Here is a 15639-nt window from a genome sequence, read left to right as displayed (position 1 = left end):
TCAACCCTCCTTCACAGGCGTTGGCGCGGATTGACCGCTGTCCTTCAACGCTTTGGTCACTTCCGGCGGCATGTACTTCTCGTCGTGCTTGGCCAGCACTTCATCAGCGACCACCACGCCGTCAGCGTTGAGCTTGCCGAGGGCGACGATGCCCTGCCCTTCGCGGAACAGATCCGGGAGGATGCCGCGATAAGCGATGGTCACGGATTTGTTGAAATCGGTGACGACGAACCTGACGTCCAGCGAATCCTTTGATCGTTGCAGCGAACCGGCCTCGACCATGCCGCCGGCGCGGATGCGCGTGTCCTGCGGCGCCTCACCGTTGGCGATCTGCGTCGGCGTGTAAAACAGATTGATGTTTTCCTGCAGCGCGCTCAGGGCCAGGCCGACAGCGGCGCCGACCCCGACCAGGATGGCCAGAATGATGATCAGACGTTTTTTGCGCAGCGCATTCACTGGCCGTTCTCCCGGCGCAGACGACGCGCCTCTTGTTGCAGATAACGCTTGCGCGCCGCAATCGGCGCCACCACGTTGAGGGCCAGCACCGCCAGACAGATGCCGTAGGCCGACCAGACATACAGGCCATGATGGCCCATGGCGAGGAAGTCGCCGAATGAAGCAAAACTCATCGCGCCGCCTCCAGATTCTGCTGTACTTCGGCTTTCACCCAACTGGCGCGAGCTTCGCGCTTGAGCACTTCCAGACGCATGCGCAGCAACAGCACAGCGCCGAAGAAGCAATAGAACCCCAGCACTGTCAGCAGCAACGGCAGCCACATTTCCGCCGGCATCGCCGGTTTTTCCGTGAGAGTGAACGTCGCGCCCTGGTGCAGGGTGTTCCACCACTCCACCGAGTATTTGATGATCGGAATGTTGATCACCCCAACGATCGCTAGCACCGCGCAGGCCTTGGCAGCGCTGTCGCGGTTGCTGATGGCATTGCCCAGCGCGATCACGCCGAAATACAGAAACAGCAGAATCAGCATCGAGGTCAGGCGCGCGTCCCACACCCACCACGAGCCCCAGGTCGGTTTGCCCCAGATTGCGCCGGTGACCAACGCCACGGCGGTCATCCACGCACCGATCGGCGCAGCACATTGCAGGGCGACGTCGGCCAGCTTCATCTTCCACACCAGCCCGACCACGCCGCACACCGCGAGCATCACGTAGATCGACTGGGCGAGCATCGCCGCCGGCACATGGATGTAAATGATGCGGAAGCTGTTGCCTTGCTGGTAATCCGGCGGCGCGAACGCCAGGCCCCAGACCACACCAATGCCGATCAGCAGCAACGCTGCGATGCTCAGCCACGGCAGGAACTTGCCGCTGATGCCGTAGAACCACTTGGGCGAGCCGAGCTTGTGAAACCAGGTCCAGTTCATACTGTTTCCATCACGGTTGCCGCTCATCATCGCGAGCTGGCAGAGGGTCATGCCTTTCTTCTGGAAGAAGTGGTCAATTTTTGACCAGGCCTCATTATTATTCGCCGACGCTGATCTTCAGGCCAGCGGCTGTTGCAAAGGGTGTCAGGGTGATCGCCAAGGCTGTAAGGCTGGCCATCCACAACAGGTATCCGGTCGCCGGCATGCCTTGCAGCGCGGCCTGCAACGCGCCGCTGCCAAGGATCAACACCGGGATGTACAACGGCAGAATCAGCAGCGCCAGCAACAGACCGCCGCGTTTCAAACCGACTGTCAGCGCTGCGCCCACTGCGCCGAGCAGGCTCAGCACCGGCGTGCCCAGCAGCAACGACAGCAGCAGCACCGGCAGACACGCGGCCGGCAAACCGAGCATCAACGCCAGCAGAGGCGACAGCAGCACCAGCGCCAGACCGGAGAACAGCCAGTGTGCCAGCACCTTGGCCAGCACCAGAAGCGGCAACGGGTGCGACGAAAGGACCCACTGTTCCAGCGAGCCGTCTTCGAAATCACTGCGAAACAATCCGTCCAGCGACAGCAGGACCGACAACAACGCCGCCACCCAGACTAACCCCGGGGACAGGTTTTGCAAGACTTGAGTTTCCGGGCCGACGGCCAGCGGGAACAGTGCAATGACGATGGCGAAGAAAATCAGCGGATTGGCCAGCTCCGCCGGGCGGCGGAACAGCAGGCGCGATTCGCGGGCAAGCAGCAGGCCGAAGACACTCATACCGCCCATTTCCCCAGATCGATGTCGCGATAACCGGCCGGCATGCGGCTCAGCGTATGGTGGGTGGTCAGCACCACTAGCCCACCGCGTTCGCAATGCCCGGCCAGATGTTCTTCCAGTTGCGCAACGCCCTGCTTGTCCAGCGCGGTGAAAGGTTCGTCGAGAATCCACAACGGCGGGCTGTCCAGATACAGCCGCGCCAGCGCCACACGGCGCTGTTGGCCAGCGGAAAGACTGTGGCAGGGAACATCTTCGAAACCGCGCAATCCTACCGCTGCCAGCGCCTGCCAGATCACCTCGCGCTCGGCGGGATGATGCAGGGCGCAGAGCCACGACAGGTTTTCTTCGGGAGTGAGCAGATCCTTGATCCCGGCGGCGTGGCCGATCCACAACAGATTGCGCGCCAGTTCGCTGCGTTGCTCGGTCAGCGGCTGACCGTTGAGCAGCACCTGGCCATCGGTGGGTTGCATCAAACCGGCGAGCAGACGTAAAAGACTGGTCTTGCCGCTGCCGTTGGGGCCGCTGATCTGCACCATGTCGCCACTGACCAGGCGCAATTCGAGGTTTTCGAAAAGCAGCCGCAGATCGCGTTCACACGCCAGGGCAACAGTTTGCAGGACAGGACTGGTCAAGGGATCACGGGCCTTATACGGTTCAAGTCGGCTCTGGAACGGCCGTTAAAGAGATGCAGCATAGATGCTTTGATCGCTCGATCTGGCGAGCTGGATCAAACAATTGCCAGGTTTTTTGAACGAAGCGCACGACGCGCGGCATTATACATGCCGTGCCTTACTCTCAAGAGTGCAATTTCCTCAGGTTGTGTCCGCGTATGACAGGCGAAATGAACATCCTCCCGCTGCCGCCCACCGTGCCGGCGAGCGCTCGCCCGCAGATGGGTGAATTGCTCAAGCTGCTGACGCCGGTCGAGGGTCTGATCGGCGCCGGGCAAAGCGCCAAAGCCGAGGTGTTGTCGCTCAAGCAGGCCGATCAGACCTTTGAATTGCTGCTCAAAGTGACCCTCGACAGCGGTCGCCAGACCACCGTGCAGGCCAGTAGCAATCTGCCGTTGCCACAGGGCACCAATCTGGCAATCACCCAGCCGTCGGCGGGCAATCTGGCGATCACGGTGCAGCAAGCGATCGCCAGCAGCGTCGCCACTCTCACCCGCATCGATACCGCGCAATTGCCGGCCGGCACCTTGTTGCAAGGCAAAGTCGTGACCACCCAAGCGTTGCCGCAGACGCCGGGACAAGCGGCGGTGTTCCGTTCGATGGTGACCCTGCTCAATACGGCGTTAAGCGGCAGCACGTTGACCGTCGACAGCCCGCAACCGCTGCGCATCGGCACCTTGTTGTCGGCGCAGGTGCAGGACGCGCAAACCCTCAAATTCGTGCCGTTGAGCAGCCGTCAGGAGCAACTGGCGGTCAGTCAGCAACTGCTCGGCCAGCAAAGTCGTCAGGGCTCGCTCGATGGTCTGCTGAAACTGCTGCAGAACCTGCCGCCGGCCAGCGATCAGACCTCGGCCGATCTTCGTGCAGTGGTCGACAAGTTGCTCGCCAGCCTGCCGGACGTGCAGCAAATGAGCACGGCCAAAGGCGTGGCGCTGGCCTTGGCCAACAGCGGCGCATTCCTCGAAGCGAAATTGCTCGGCGGGCAAAACCCGAGCCTCGCCCCGGACATGAAAGCCGACCTGCTCAAGCTGATCGCGCAACTGACTCCGGGCCTGCCGAACAACACCAATTTCAATGCGATCATCGCCGCCAACACCTTGGCACAGGCGCTGCCGAGTTTCGTTCGAAACGCCTTGGGCACCCTCGGTCAGGTCAGCGCCAAACCGGTGCCGAGCAGCTTCCCGTTGCCCGAACGGCTGCTGGCGAAACTGGAAGGCGAAGGCGATCTCGAACAACTGCTGCGCCTCGCCGCCGCTGCGGTGTCGCGTCTGCAAAGTCATCAGCTGTCGAGCCTGGAACAGACCGGCGTCACCGACGATGGCCGCCTGCTCAGCACCTGGCAGCTGGAAATCCCCATGCGCAACCTGCAGGACATCGTGCCGCTGCAAGTCAAATTCCAGCGTGAAGAAGCGCCGGAACGCGAGCCGCAGGCCCACGAACGCCGCGACGAGCGTGAAGCGAAACAGCATCTGTGGCGGGTCGATCTGGCCTTCGATCTGGAACCGCTCGGGCCGATGCAGATCCAGGCGCAACTGGTCGCCGGCAGCCTGTCCAGTCAGCTGTGGGCCGAGCGCCCGTACACCGCCGACCTGATCGAGAACAACCTGTTTGCACTGCGCCAGCGCTTGCTCGATTCCGGGCTCAACGTCGGCGACCTCGACTGCCACCACGGCACCCCGCCGCAAGGCAACCAAACCCGCCTCGAACACCGCTGGGTCGACGAAACCGCATGAATGATTCCACTGCCCCACGCCAGGCCATCGCCCTCAAATACGACGGCAACCACGCCCCGACGCTCACCGCCAAGGGCGACGATGAACTGGCCGAAGAAATCCTGCGCATCGCCCGCGATTACGAAGTGCCGATCTACGAAAACGCCGAACTGGTACGCCTGCTGGCGCGGATGGAACTGGGCGACAGCATCCCAGAAGAGCTCTACCGCACTATCGCCGAGATCATCGCGTTTGCCTGGAACCTGAAGGGCAAATTCCCTGAGGGGCAAGACCCGAACGCGCCGATGGTCGAGAAGGACATCACCGAGCGCGGCGACGATTTCTAAGCGGCGCACCTTATCTCCAGATGAAAGCGACGTTCTGACACGCCTTCAATTCAAACGCGCTCGCCAGAGCAGATTCGCCCATTCGAACTGTGGTGAATGGCCATGATCCTTTAGGCCGACAGCACTGCCGGCCTCGGACAGATTCAGCGCCATGAAGCCGACTCTGCCAACCCGCCAGTGATACTCGGCAACAGGATCATCAACACGGTAGGGAAGCAGGAGCTGCCTGCCCGTCGCTGAGCCATAGGGCCGCACATCGGCCCATTTGAGCTGGGGCGCCACAAACACCAAAGACGGAATCGCCGCAAACTCCCCCTTATCCAGGTTGCTGATTTTCCAGAAAAAGGTCGCAGCGTCGTTTGCTGTCGCGTGCAAAATCCAGATATCCGTCAGTTTGGTGGCCGCGGAACTCATCACGACCACTCTCGCGCGAAGAAAGCCCGGATACTCGAAACTTTTATCAAACGCCAAAAAAGAACCACTGCTCTTATAGGTGTACAAATTCAGCCCCTGCCCGCTCGAATGAACAGCGAGCACATCATCCTTGCCGTCAGGGTCCAGCCTTACGTTAAAAAAACGAGTCGATAATGGCGATTTTCGAGCGTCTCCCCATAGAACCGGGACTTCCAGGCTCGATCCGGTGTTTGTCATCAGCCAGAAAGCCGACAATGCCTTATCGCAGGTCTGCACGATCAGCACATCTTGTTTGCCGACGCCTCTGAAGTCGCCGGTCAGGTACTGCCGGGCCTGCCCGTAGGCATGTCCTGTCTCGAGAGTGCGCCAGACTACCGGGGCAGCAAAATGGCCACCTTCATTTTTCAACAATCTGAAAATGGTTTCGTCACCTTTACCCGCAGATATAGCCATCAGATCTGCCCTGCGATCACCATCGAAATCGGCCAGCAGATAGCGCGTGGAGTCGTAACAAAGCGCAGTGTCGCATCCGGAACTCAACGAGGCGGGATCGAACGGAACTCGCCCCTCGTACCACTTTTCAGAGGTGACCTTGTCTGCGTCCATCGATGTAACCCAGACGTCAACACCCGGTCCGTCCGGGCGGCGCTGTACTTGCACTGTCCGGTCTGAACCGTTGCCAATGACATCCCCGGTCAGTGCCACCTCCATCGATTCATTGCTATCAATGTTATCGACACTGCGCACCCACAATGCGGAACCCGCAAACATGTCGCAGTTCGCAATCAATGCGGGTTGCCCTGCATCCAGACATTTCCTCCCGGGGCCCGGTACGAAAACTTTGCCGAAATCCCACGGGGTCCATTGCTGAGACGATGCATTACGCTCACAAACGCGTTCGATCAATTGATCACCCTCGCGCCCAATGCAATGACCGGATGCTGTTTTCAACAGGGCTACCCCTTTCCCCCCGACAGGAACGGAAGAGGGTACAAACGCCCAACCCTGATCAGTATTCGATTCGCATTTCGCCAGCGACACCCGCCGCCCAAGTCCATTCGAAACCAGACACTGTTGCGTCTGGAAATTGACCAACGGCCGCCAAGGAATATTGACCGTCGGTACACGCTCGTGAGAGTGGCTGAGGTCGAAATTATGGCGACCGATCCAGTTGCCATTCCAGAAGGCCTCACTGAACACGAAGTGAACCGGTTCCGCCATTTCAAAATGGAAGTAACGCGCTACGACATGCCTCTTGGCCTGCAAGGATGAGGGATCCACGTTTGGAGGCAGCCCCGCCGATGAGTAGGTTTCGTGATAAGTCACCGGGATATCAGCAGTCAATTTCTGCACGGCCAGCCTGGTCAATCGCGCGGAATAGATATGGTCAGGATGTTCTTCATACGGAACGGTGTCAGGGTTGAGTGCGTACACTTTGGTGGCGCCTTCACTGACGATCAATCCGGTCAGAAGCTCAATGAGAGAAGACCCGCTGTAGAGGTTTATCGGCCCCTCCGCATAATCCACAAAGGGCCAGCTTTTAACGACCGTATCGAGGTCAAGTAGATTGGCCAGCGGCACATCTCCGCCCCGAACCCCCCCTCCGGGCACTCGCAAAAATATCAGTTTCAATCCAGGTTGCGCATTGGCAGTGACGCTCATCACGCGTGCTGGACCTGTGTTGATGATGGCAGGAGTCCATTCAGTCGGCCTGCCCAACATTGCCGCATAGGCTTTCTTCGATGCATTTTCTCGCTTTAAAACAAAATCGAAACCGGCTTCCAATCCGGTACCACCACCGTTGAGGAAGATACTGGTGACGCAACCGCCAGCATTGAGCACCTGGGAAATACCCGGCTCAATGAACAGGAGATCGTCATCCATATGCCCGACGATATTGACCAGGTGAACACCGTGACAATTTTTCTCAACGGGTACGGCTGTGTCTTGAACGAGCGGACTTCCCGCATTTGCTCGAGCCAGGCAGACAATCATGAGCAGCAGGGTTGTCAGCACCGCCCTAGACGCGCGGGGTGATCGTGATTTGCTCAGGTTCTCTGCTCCGATTTGCATACACACTCCAATTCAACGCCAGCCACGATTGAAGGATTTGCGAAAACAGGTGACGCCCCCCCAGGACGAGCGGATCCCTCGCAATACAGGAGGACTCTAGGGCGGCGCGAAGGAGATTCTCCACTGTCAGAAATACCAGTTCGGACAAACGGTAATGCGCGGCTCTGGCATTCTTCAAAGAAATCGCAGGCAAAAAAAATCGCCGGTGTGACCGACGATTTTGCTCAAGACAAGTGGCGCAGCAGGTATCAGTTTTTGTGCAGTTTGCGCATCAACTCCGCCTCAGCCTGGGTCAGGCCGCACGACTGAGTCAGTTCATCGACGCTGGCGCCCATGCCCACCAGTTTCGCCGCCTGGGCGAATGACAGGCTCGACGGGTCGCGTTGTTCCAGTGCAACGATCTTGTCCGGCAACGGGCTCACCACCGCGCGCAACTCGTGCAGGGCCTCGCCCATGCGCACATTGCCGTTCTGGTAGTCGTCGACGCGTTTGGCCAGTTCCTTGATGCGCTGATCGCGCAGCGCATCGCCCTGGGCCTGCTGCGCAGCGATCACTCGCTGCGCCTTGATGTACGAGACGAACATCGCCAGCGTGCCGGCCCAGAACAGGAACAGGACAATTACCGCAACCTCGAGAATCAAATCAGATGCTCTCCAGTTCCGACCATTCTTCTTCGCTCATCATCTTGTCCAGCTCGACCAGAATCAGCAGCTCGTTGTTCTTGTTGCATACGCCCTGAATGAACTTGGCCGATTCTTCGTTACCGACGTTCGGTGCGGTTTCGATTTCCGACTGACGCAGGTAAACCACTTCGGCCACGCTGTCGACCATGATGCCAACGACTTGCTTGTCGGCTTCGATGATGACGATACGGGTGTTGTCGCTGATCTCGCCGCTGTGCAGGCCGAAGCGCTGACGGGTGTCGATCACGGTGACCACATTACCGCGCAGGTTGATGATGCCCAGCACGTAGCTTGGGGCACCCGGCACCGGAGCGATCTCGGTGTAGCGCAGCACTTCCTGCACGCGCATCACGTTGATGCCGTAGGTTTCGTTATCCAGTTTGAAGGTCACCCATTGCAGGATCGGATCTTCAGAACCTTTTGCATTCGACGCCTGACTACTCATACCCTGACCCCTCGAAAAAACCGCCCTGGGCGGTGTGTGTTCTGTGTGGTGGCATTGAAAAATGCCATCGCCTGATTGTTATGTCGGCTGCTATGTCGGTTTATGTAGCGGCTTGTTGCCGCCCAAGTGCTTTGCCCCGCCGCTGGCGATCAACTCGGCCAGCGCGGATACATCAAGCAATGCACACATGTGCTCGATCACGGTGCCGGCGAGCCATGGCCGCTGACCCCGGTGACTTCTCCATTTGATTTCATTCGGATCCAGGCGCAACGAGCGGCTGACCTGATGTACCGCCAGCCCCCATTCGTAACCTTGTACCGAAATCACGTATTGCAGGCCCTGACGGAAATCATCGCGGTACCGATCCGGCATGACCCAGCGCGCGGTGTCCAGGACCTTCAGGTTGCCGGCCTGGCTCGGCAGAATCCCGAGGAACCACTCCGGCTGACCAAACAGCGGCGTCAGCTCGTGGCCGGCCAGCGAATAGATCGAGCCGAGGCACACCAGCGGCACCGCCAGCGTCAGCCCGGCAACATCGAACAGCAAGCATTCGAAGGCTTCGGCAGCCCAGGCCGGACGGCCATCGGGTTCAACCGGTGGCGGCGGGTTGTTCGGTGGCAGATGCACTTCGACCAGCGGCGGAATCAGCACCTGCGGCTCCGCCACTGGCGGCGCGGGTTCCGGCTCGGGTTCTGGTTCCGGCACGGTCAATAATTGTGTTTGCAGCAGCGGCGCCAGCGTCGACAGCGGCGCGCGCGGCTCGTCGATCAGCGCGACCGGTGCTTTGGCTGCCGGTGCAACAGCCGGTGCGGCAATTGGAGCGACAGACTTCTGCGCGTCGCGAGCCTGCTCTTCGAGCACCGCTGCCTGGAACTCGTCCATGGCCTCGGTGCTTTCTTGCACTTCTGGCTGCGCCTGTTCGACGACTGGAGGCAGCGTTTCGACCGGCGGCGGCACGTCTTCAGGCAGATCCAGCAGCAGGTCTTCCAGATAGGACTGCAAGGCCTGTTGCGGACGAGAAGTCAGCTTGACCGGCCGGTTCATGCGCAACTCCCGGTAGGAGCTACCGCAGGCTGCGATCTTTTGATCTTCTGAGGAACACTGGCAGGCAAGATCAAGAGATCGCAGCCTTCGGCAGCTCCTACACGGATGGAGATCATGTTCAGGCCACCTGCGGAACAAGTTGCTGCGCAAGCAGGTGCTTGAGCAGCGCGCGGTAGGCCAGCACGCCGCGGCTCTTGCCGTCGAATTGCGAAGGCGTGACGCCGGCGCGGCTCGCATCGCGCAGTCGGGTATCGACCGGAATGTAGCCGTGCCAGATATCGTCGGGAAATTTGTCGCGCAGCACGCGCAAGGTGCCCATCGAGGCCTGCGTGCGGCGGTCGAACAAAGTCGGCACGATGCTGAACGGCAGCGGCTGTTTGCGCGAGCGGTTGATCATCGCCAGGGTATTGACCATGCGCTCCAGACCTTTCACGGCCAAGTGCTCGGTCTGCACCGGAATCACCAGTTGCTGACTCGCCGCGAGGGCGTTGACCATCAGCACGCCGAGCAACGGTGGGCTGTCGATGATTGCGTAATCGAAGTCCTGCCACAGCTGCGCCAGACTCTTGGCGATCACCAGGCCCAGACCACTCTGCCCCGGCGACTGGCGCTCAAGGGTGGCCAGTGCAGTGCTCGATGGCAGCAGGGAAATGCGTTCGTCGCTGGTCGACAGCAGTAACTGTCCCGGCAGGCCTTGCGGCACGCTGCCCTTGTGCAGGAACAGGTCGTAGTTGCTGTGTTCCAGGCTGTCGGGGTCATAACCGAAATAGCTGGTCATCGAGCCGTGCGGGTCGAGATCGACCACAACCACGCGCTTGCCCGCCTCGGCCAGCAACCCGGCTAAAGCGATGGAGGATGTGGTTTTACCGACACCACCCTTTTGATTGGCGACTGCCCAGACTCTCATTCAGTTCGTTCCTCCCGGCCGGGTTGATTGGCCGAGACATGCTTCAGCGTGTTAATGCGGGCGACGGAGAATTGACGGCACTCTCGCGTCCCGGCGTCTTGACCGGGGTCGGTGCAGTTTGTGTGCCAGCGCGCTTCAACGCCGCATCCGGTTGCGCATTGGCGGTTCCGGTGCCGGTGAGGCTGCGGCGCACATCAAGATTGCGCGACACCACCAGCACCACGCGACGGTTCTTCGCCCGACCTTCGACCGTGGCGTTGTTGGCCACCGGCTGGAATTCGCCGTAGCCCACCGACGCCAGCCGGCCCGGGTTCACGCCCTGCATGGCGAGCATGCGCACGATGCTCGCCGAGCGCGCCGAGGACAGTTCCCAGTTGGTCGGATACTGCGCCGTGCGGATCGGTTGATCATCGGTGAAGCCTTCGACGTGGATCGGGTTGTCGAACGGTTTCAGGATCGCCGCGACCTTGTCGATGATGCTGAAGGCGATGTCGCTCGGCATCGCATCGCCGCTGCCGAACAACAGGCTGGAGTTGAGTTCGATCTCGACCCATAACTCGTTGCCGCGCACGGTCATCTGGTTGGAGCTGATCAAGTCACCGAACGCGGCACTGATGTCGTCAGCAATGCTTTTCAGCGGATCGCTGGCGCCGGCGATACCGGCGTCGACCTGTTCGGCATCCTTGACCAGCGGCTTGGCCGGGGTCACGGTTTTCGGCCGCTCGTCGCCGATCGGAATCGGTTTGAGCGAGCGATCGGAGTCGGTAAATACGCCGATCAGCGCTTCGGAAATGACTTTGTACTTGCCTTCGTTGATCGACGAGATCGAGTACATCACCACGAAAAACGCGAACAGCAAAGTGATGAAATCCGCGTAGGACACGAGCCAGCGCTCGTGGTTAACGTGTTCTTCCTGGTGCCTGCGACGAGCCATGATCCATTTCCCCCATCAATCCATGAAGCCCTGAAGCTTCAGCTCGATAGAGCGCGGGTTTTCACCTTCGGCGATCGACAGGATTCCTTCCAGCAACATTTCGCGATAACGCGACTGCCGCAATGCGATGGACTTGAGCTTGGCCGCGACCGGCAAGAGGATCAGGTTGGCACTGGCCACGCCGTAGATCGTCGCGACGAAAGCCACGGCAATGCCGTTACCCAGTTGCGACGGATCGGCGAGGTTGCCCATCACGTGAATCAGGCCCATCACCGCACCGATGATGCCGATGGTCGGCGCGTAGCCGCCCATGCTTTCGAAGACTTTGGCGGCTTCGATATCACGGGATTCCTGGGTGTAGAAATCCACTTCGAGAATGCTGCGAATGGCTTCCGGCTCGGCGCCGTCGACCAGCAGTTGCAGGCCCTTGCGCGAGTAACTGTCGGGTTCGGCATCGGCCACGCCTTCGAGACCGAGCAGACCTTCCTTGCGCGCCGTCAGGCTCCAATTGACCACGCGGTCGATGCCGCCGGCCAGGTCGACACGCGGTGGAAAGAAGATCCAGGCGAGAATCTGCATGGCGCGCTTGAACGCGCTCATTGGCGACTGCAACAGCGCAGCACCGACGGTGCCGCCCAGTACGATCAGCGCTGCCGGGCCGTTGGCCAGTGCGCCGAGGTGACCGCCTTCCAGGTAGTTGCCACCGATGATGGCGACGAACGCCATGATGAGGCCGATAAGGCTGAGAACATCCATCAGATACACGCCTCGACGATGTGCTTGCCGATGTCGTCCAGACCGTACACCGCGTCAGCCAGATCGGCTTTGACGATGGCCATCGGCATGCCGTAGATCACGCAGCTTGCCTCATCTTGCGCCCACACCGAGCTGCCGCCCTGCTTGAGCAGACGCGCGCCTTCGCGACCGTCGGCGCCCATGCCGGTCAGCACCACTGCCAGAACTTTGTCGCCGTAGGACTTGGCAGCAGAACCGAAAGTGATGTCCACGCACGGCTTGTAATTCAGACGCTCGTCGCCCGGCAGAATCTTCACCGCGCCACGGCCGTCGATCATCATCTGCTTGCCACCCGGCGCCAGCAGCGCCAGGCCCGGACGCAGGATGTCGCCATCCTCGGCTTCCTTGACGCTGATGCGGCAGAGCTTGTCGAGACGTTCGGCAAACGCCTTGGTGAACGCTGCCGGCATGTGCTGAATCAGCACGATCGGCGCCGGGAAATTCGCTGGCAATTGCGTCAGCACGCGTTGCAACGCAACCGGGCCGCCCGTCGAAGTGCCGATGGCAACCAGTTTGTAGGCCTTGCGTTTCGGGGCCGACGACGAAGCGCTGGCAGCGGATGCACGAGCAGGCGCTGGCGCTGGACGCGCCGGCACAGGGCTGCTGTGGCTGCTGTGGCTGCTGTAGCTCGAGGCTGCCGGGGCAGGCGTCGGCGCTGGCGCAGCGGCGGGAGCCGGCGCGCTATAGGCACTGAAACGACGATTGCTGCGCGAGATGCTGTGGACTTTCTCGCACAGCAACTGCTTGACCTTCTCGGGGTTGCGCGAGATGTCTTCGAAATTCTTCGGCAGGAAATCCACCGCGCCGGCGTCCAGCGCATCGAGGGTTACCCTTGCACCTTCATGCGTAAGCGAGGAGAACATCAACACCGGGGTCGGGCAGCGCTGCATGATGTGCCGCACTGCCGTGATGCCGTCCATCATCGGCATCTCGTAGTCCATGGTGATCACGTCAGGCTTGAGCGCCATGGCCTGATCGATCGCCTCTTTACCGTTGGTGGCCGTGCCGACCACCTGGATGCTCGGATCCGCCGAAAGAATTTCCGAGACGCGGCGGCGGAAAAAACCCGAATCGTCCACCACCAGGACTTTGACTGCCATAAACACTCCATTAGGTGCAGCGGCGCGTCATCGCGCCGCCGCCCCGGATTCAAATACGCTTTGTGGCGTAACGCTTGAGCATGCTTGGAACATCGAGAATCAGCGCAATGCGGCCGTCACCGGTGATGGTGGCGCCGGACATGCCCGGAGTGCCCTGGAGCATTTTGCCCAATGGCTTGATGACCACTTCTTCCTGGCCGACCAATTGATCGACGACGAAGCCGATCCGCTGGGTGCCCACCGAAAGAATCACCACATGGCCTTCGCGCTGCTCTTCGTGAGCGGCGGAGCTGACCAGCCAGCGCTTGAGGTAGAACAATGGCAGCGCCTTGTCGCGCACGATCACCACTTCCTGACCGTCGACGACGTTGGTGGTCGACAGGTCGAGGTGGAAGATTTCGTTGACGTTGACCAGCGGGAACGCGAACGCCTGATTGCCGAGCATCACCATCAGGGTCGGCATGATCGCCAGCGTCAGCGGCACCTTGATGACGATCTTCGAACCCTGGCCCTTGGTCGAGTAGATGTTGATCGAACCGTTGAGCTGGGAAATCTTGGTCTTCACCACGTCCATGCCGACACCACGGCCGGACACGTCGGAGATCTCGGTCTTGGTCGAGAAACCCGGAGCGAAAATCAGGTTGTAGCACTCGGTGTCGCTCAGGCGATCGGCCGCGTCCTTGTCCATCACACCGCGTTTTACCGCGATCGAACGCAGGACGTTCGGGTCCATGCCTTTGCCGTCGTCGGAGATCGACAGGAGGATGTGGTCGCCTTCCTGCTCGGCCGCCAGCACCACGCGACCGCCACGGGCCTTGCCCGACGCTTCGCGTTCTTCCGGCGACTCGATGCCGTGGTCGACGGCGTTGCGCACCAAGTGGACCAGCGGGTCGGCCAGGGCCTCGACAAGGTTTTTGTCGAGGTCGGTTTCTTCACCCACCAGTTCCAGGTTGATCTCTTTCTTCAGCTGCCGCGCAAGGTCGCGAACCAGACGCGGGAAGCGCCCGAAGACCTTCTTGATCGGCTGCATCCGCGTCTTCATCACGGCGGTCTGCAGGTCAGCGGTGACCACGTCGAGGTTCGACACGGCCTTGGACATGGCTTCGTCGCCGCTGTTGAGACCCAGGCGCACCAGACGGTTACGCACCAGCACCAGCTCGCCGACCATGTTCATGATCTCGTCGAGCCGCGCGGTGTCGACGCGCACGGTGGTTTCCGCTTCGCTGGCCGGTTTTTCCGCTGGCGGTGTCGCAGGAGCACGGGCCGGAGCCGGTGCAGCAGCGGCAGCCGGTTTCGGCGCCTCGGCTTTCGGTTCAGGCTTGGCCGCAGGTTTCGGCGCAGCAGCGGCAGCCGGTGCTTTCGCCGCTGGCGTGGCGACGCTCGACGCGGAGCCAGCAGTCGCAGCGCTGGCGTCAAACTTGCCTTTGCCATGCAATTCGTCGAGCAGCGATTCGAATTCGTGATCGCTGATCAGGTCGCTGCCGGCCGCTGCTGCGGCTGGTGCAGCAGGGGCTGCCGGCGCCGAGGCGATGGCCGATTCCAGCGCGTCAACGGCGAAGTTGCCCTTGCCGTGCAACTGATCGAGCAAGGCTTCGAATTCGTCGTCGGTGATGTCCGAGCTATCGCCCGCAGCAGGCGCGGCCGGCGCTGCTGGTGCCGCCGGAGCGACCGCATCGACAGCAAACTGGCCTTTGCCATGCAGTTGATCGAGCAGCGACTCAAATTCGGCATCAGTGATTTCATCGCTGGCGGCCGTGTCGGCAACCGGCGCGGGGGCCACAACAGCAGCCGGGGCCTCGGCTTGTGCCTTGACGGCATTCAGCGAGTCCAGCAGTTGTTCGAATTCGTTGTCGGTGATGTCGTCCGATGCGCTTTCGGCGACCGGCTCTTCCACCACTTCTACCGGTGCAGCAACAGCTTCATCAGCCGACTGCGGCTCGGCCAGACGCGCCAGCGCGGCCAGCAGTTCCGGCGTGGCGGCGGTGATCGGTGCACGCTCGCGGACTTCGCTGAACATGCTGTTCACCGCGTCCAGTGCTTCCAGCACAACGTCCATCAGTTCTGCATCAACGCGACGCTCACCCTTACGGAGGATGTCGAACACGTTTTCGGCGATGTGACAGCACTCCACCAGCTCATTGAGCTGAAGGAAGCCGGCGCCCCCTTTTACAGTGTGGAAACCGCGAAAAATTGCATTGAGCAGATCTGCATCATCCGGGCGGCTTTCCAGCTCGACCAGTTGTTCGGACAGTTGCTCAAGAATCTCGCCGGCCTCAACCAGGAAATCCTGAAGGATCTCTTCATCGGCGCCGAAGCTCATTAATGGGGTGCTCCTACAGGTCTAAAAACCCAAAAAACCTGAAATTC

General features: G+C 60.7%; 16 protein-coding genes. 2 read left to right on the top strand and 14 right to left on the bottom strand.

The genetic code is table 11. The annotated features are described in order from the left end of the window. The 5 genes from ccmE to ccmA form a co-directional block, all read right to left on the bottom strand. On the bottom strand, nucleotides 1-456 hold the full coding sequence (gene ccmE / locus AC0Z4S_RS21035; protein WP_123442833.1) for a cytochrome c maturation protein CcmE: 456 nt from the start codon (nucleotides 454-456) through the stop codon (nucleotides 1-3). Beyond that, entirely contained in the window at nucleotides 453-629 is a 177-nt protein-coding gene (ccmD, locus tag AC0Z4S_RS21030; RefSeq protein WP_039763617.1) for a heme exporter protein CcmD, read from the bottom strand. The genes ccmE and ccmD overlap by 4 nt, the downstream gene beginning before the upstream one ends. Continuing rightward, nucleotides 626-1381 (bottom strand): heme ABC transporter permease, encoded by a 756-nt coding sequence (locus AC0Z4S_RS21025; protein ID WP_129999047.1) that lies wholly within the window; start codon nucleotides 1379-1381, stop codon nucleotides 626-628. The genes ccmD and AC0Z4S_RS21025 overlap by 4 nt, the downstream gene beginning before the upstream one ends. 97 nt (nucleotides 1382-1478) lie before the next feature. After that, the gene (gene ccmB / locus AC0Z4S_RS21020; protein WP_485624446.1) at nucleotides 1479-2147 is read right to left on the bottom strand and encodes a heme exporter protein CcmB; all 669 of its coding nucleotides are present in this window, start codon (nucleotides 2145-2147) and stop codon (nucleotides 1479-1481) included. Continuing rightward, complete coding sequence (ccmA, locus tag AC0Z4S_RS21015) at nucleotides 2144-2779, bottom strand: cytochrome c biogenesis heme-transporting ATPase CcmA (protein ID WP_485624445.1); 636 nt, start codon at nucleotides 2777-2779, stop codon at nucleotides 2144-2146. The genes ccmB and ccmA overlap by 4 nt, the downstream gene beginning before the upstream one ends. A gap of 197 nt (nucleotides 2780-2976) precedes the next feature. Between ccmA and fliK the strand changes: the two genes are divergently transcribed. Together fliK and AC0Z4S_RS21005 are read left to right on the top strand one after the other, a co-directional pair. After that, nucleotides 2977-4551, top strand: coding sequence for a flagellar hook-length control protein FliK (gene fliK, locus AC0Z4S_RS21010; protein ID WP_485624444.1), 1575 nt, complete (start codon nucleotides 2977-2979; stop codon nucleotides 4549-4551). Further along, a complete protein-coding gene (locus AC0Z4S_RS21005; protein ID WP_485624443.1) occupies nucleotides 4548-4877 on the top strand; it encodes an EscU/YscU/HrcU family type III secretion system export apparatus switch protein in 330 nt (109 codons plus the stop codon). Before fliK ends, AC0Z4S_RS21005 begins: the two co-directional genes overlap by 4 nt. Before the next feature lie 45 nt (nucleotides 4878-4922). On the opposite strand, the gene AC0Z4S_RS21000 is transcribed toward AC0Z4S_RS21005, so the two are convergent. The 9 genes from AC0Z4S_RS21000 to AC0Z4S_RS20960 form a co-directional block, all read right to left on the bottom strand. Further along, the gene (locus AC0Z4S_RS21000; RefSeq protein WP_485624442.1) at nucleotides 4923-7364 is read right to left on the bottom strand and encodes a carbohydrate-binding protein; all 2442 of its coding nucleotides are present in this window, start codon (nucleotides 7362-7364) and stop codon (nucleotides 4923-4925) included. 248 nt (nucleotides 7365-7612) lie between these two features. Continuing rightward, on the bottom strand, nucleotides 7613-8005 hold the full coding sequence (locus AC0Z4S_RS20995) for a DUF2802 domain-containing protein (protein ID WP_064365462.1): 393 nt from the start codon (nucleotides 8003-8005) through the stop codon (nucleotides 7613-7615). Between the two features lies 1 nt (nucleotide 8006). Beyond that, complete coding sequence (locus AC0Z4S_RS20990) at nucleotides 8007-8492, bottom strand: chemotaxis protein CheW (protein WP_016771050.1); 486 nt, start codon at nucleotides 8490-8492, stop codon at nucleotides 8007-8009. A 90-nt stretch (nucleotides 8493-8582) separates the two neighbouring features. After that, nucleotides 8583-9536 carry a CheW domain-containing protein gene (locus AC0Z4S_RS20985; RefSeq protein ID WP_485624441.1) on the bottom strand — a complete coding sequence of 318 codons (954 nt, stop codon included), beginning with the start codon at nucleotides 9534-9536 and terminating at the stop codon, nucleotides 8583-8585. A gap of 118 nt (nucleotides 9537-9654) precedes the next feature. Further along, the gene (locus AC0Z4S_RS20980) at nucleotides 9655-10443 is read right to left on the bottom strand and encodes a ParA family protein (protein ID WP_024012121.1); all 789 of its coding nucleotides are present in this window, start codon (nucleotides 10441-10443) and stop codon (nucleotides 9655-9657) included. 43 nt (nucleotides 10444-10486) lie between these two features. Next, on the bottom strand, nucleotides 10487-11380 hold the full coding sequence (gene motD, locus AC0Z4S_RS20975) for a flagellar motor protein MotD (protein ID WP_429462228.1): 894 nt from the start codon (nucleotides 11378-11380) through the stop codon (nucleotides 10487-10489). A 12-nt stretch (nucleotides 11381-11392) separates the two neighbouring features. After that, entirely contained in the window at nucleotides 11393-12133 is a 741-nt protein-coding gene (locus AC0Z4S_RS20970; RefSeq protein WP_039763601.1) for a flagellar motor protein, read from the bottom strand. Further along, the gene (locus tag AC0Z4S_RS20965; RefSeq protein ID WP_083353303.1) at nucleotides 12133-13272 is read right to left on the bottom strand and encodes a protein-glutamate methylesterase/protein-glutamine glutaminase; all 1140 of its coding nucleotides are present in this window, start codon (nucleotides 13270-13272) and stop codon (nucleotides 12133-12135) included. The genes AC0Z4S_RS20970 and AC0Z4S_RS20965 overlap by 1 nt, the downstream gene beginning before the upstream one ends. Nucleotides 13273-13321: 49 nt before the next feature. Next, nucleotides 13322-15592, bottom strand: coding sequence for a chemotaxis protein CheA (locus tag AC0Z4S_RS20960; protein WP_485624440.1), 2271 nt, complete (start codon nucleotides 15590-15592; stop codon nucleotides 13322-13324). Between the last annotated feature and the right edge of the window lie 47 nt (nucleotides 15593-15639).

The sequence above is a fragment of the Pseudomonas sp. 1L-B-1-E-C1 genome (assembly GCF_057291835.1).
Note: the sequence above shows the minus strand (reverse complement) of the source record. Positions and strands in the feature narration are given on the sequence as shown.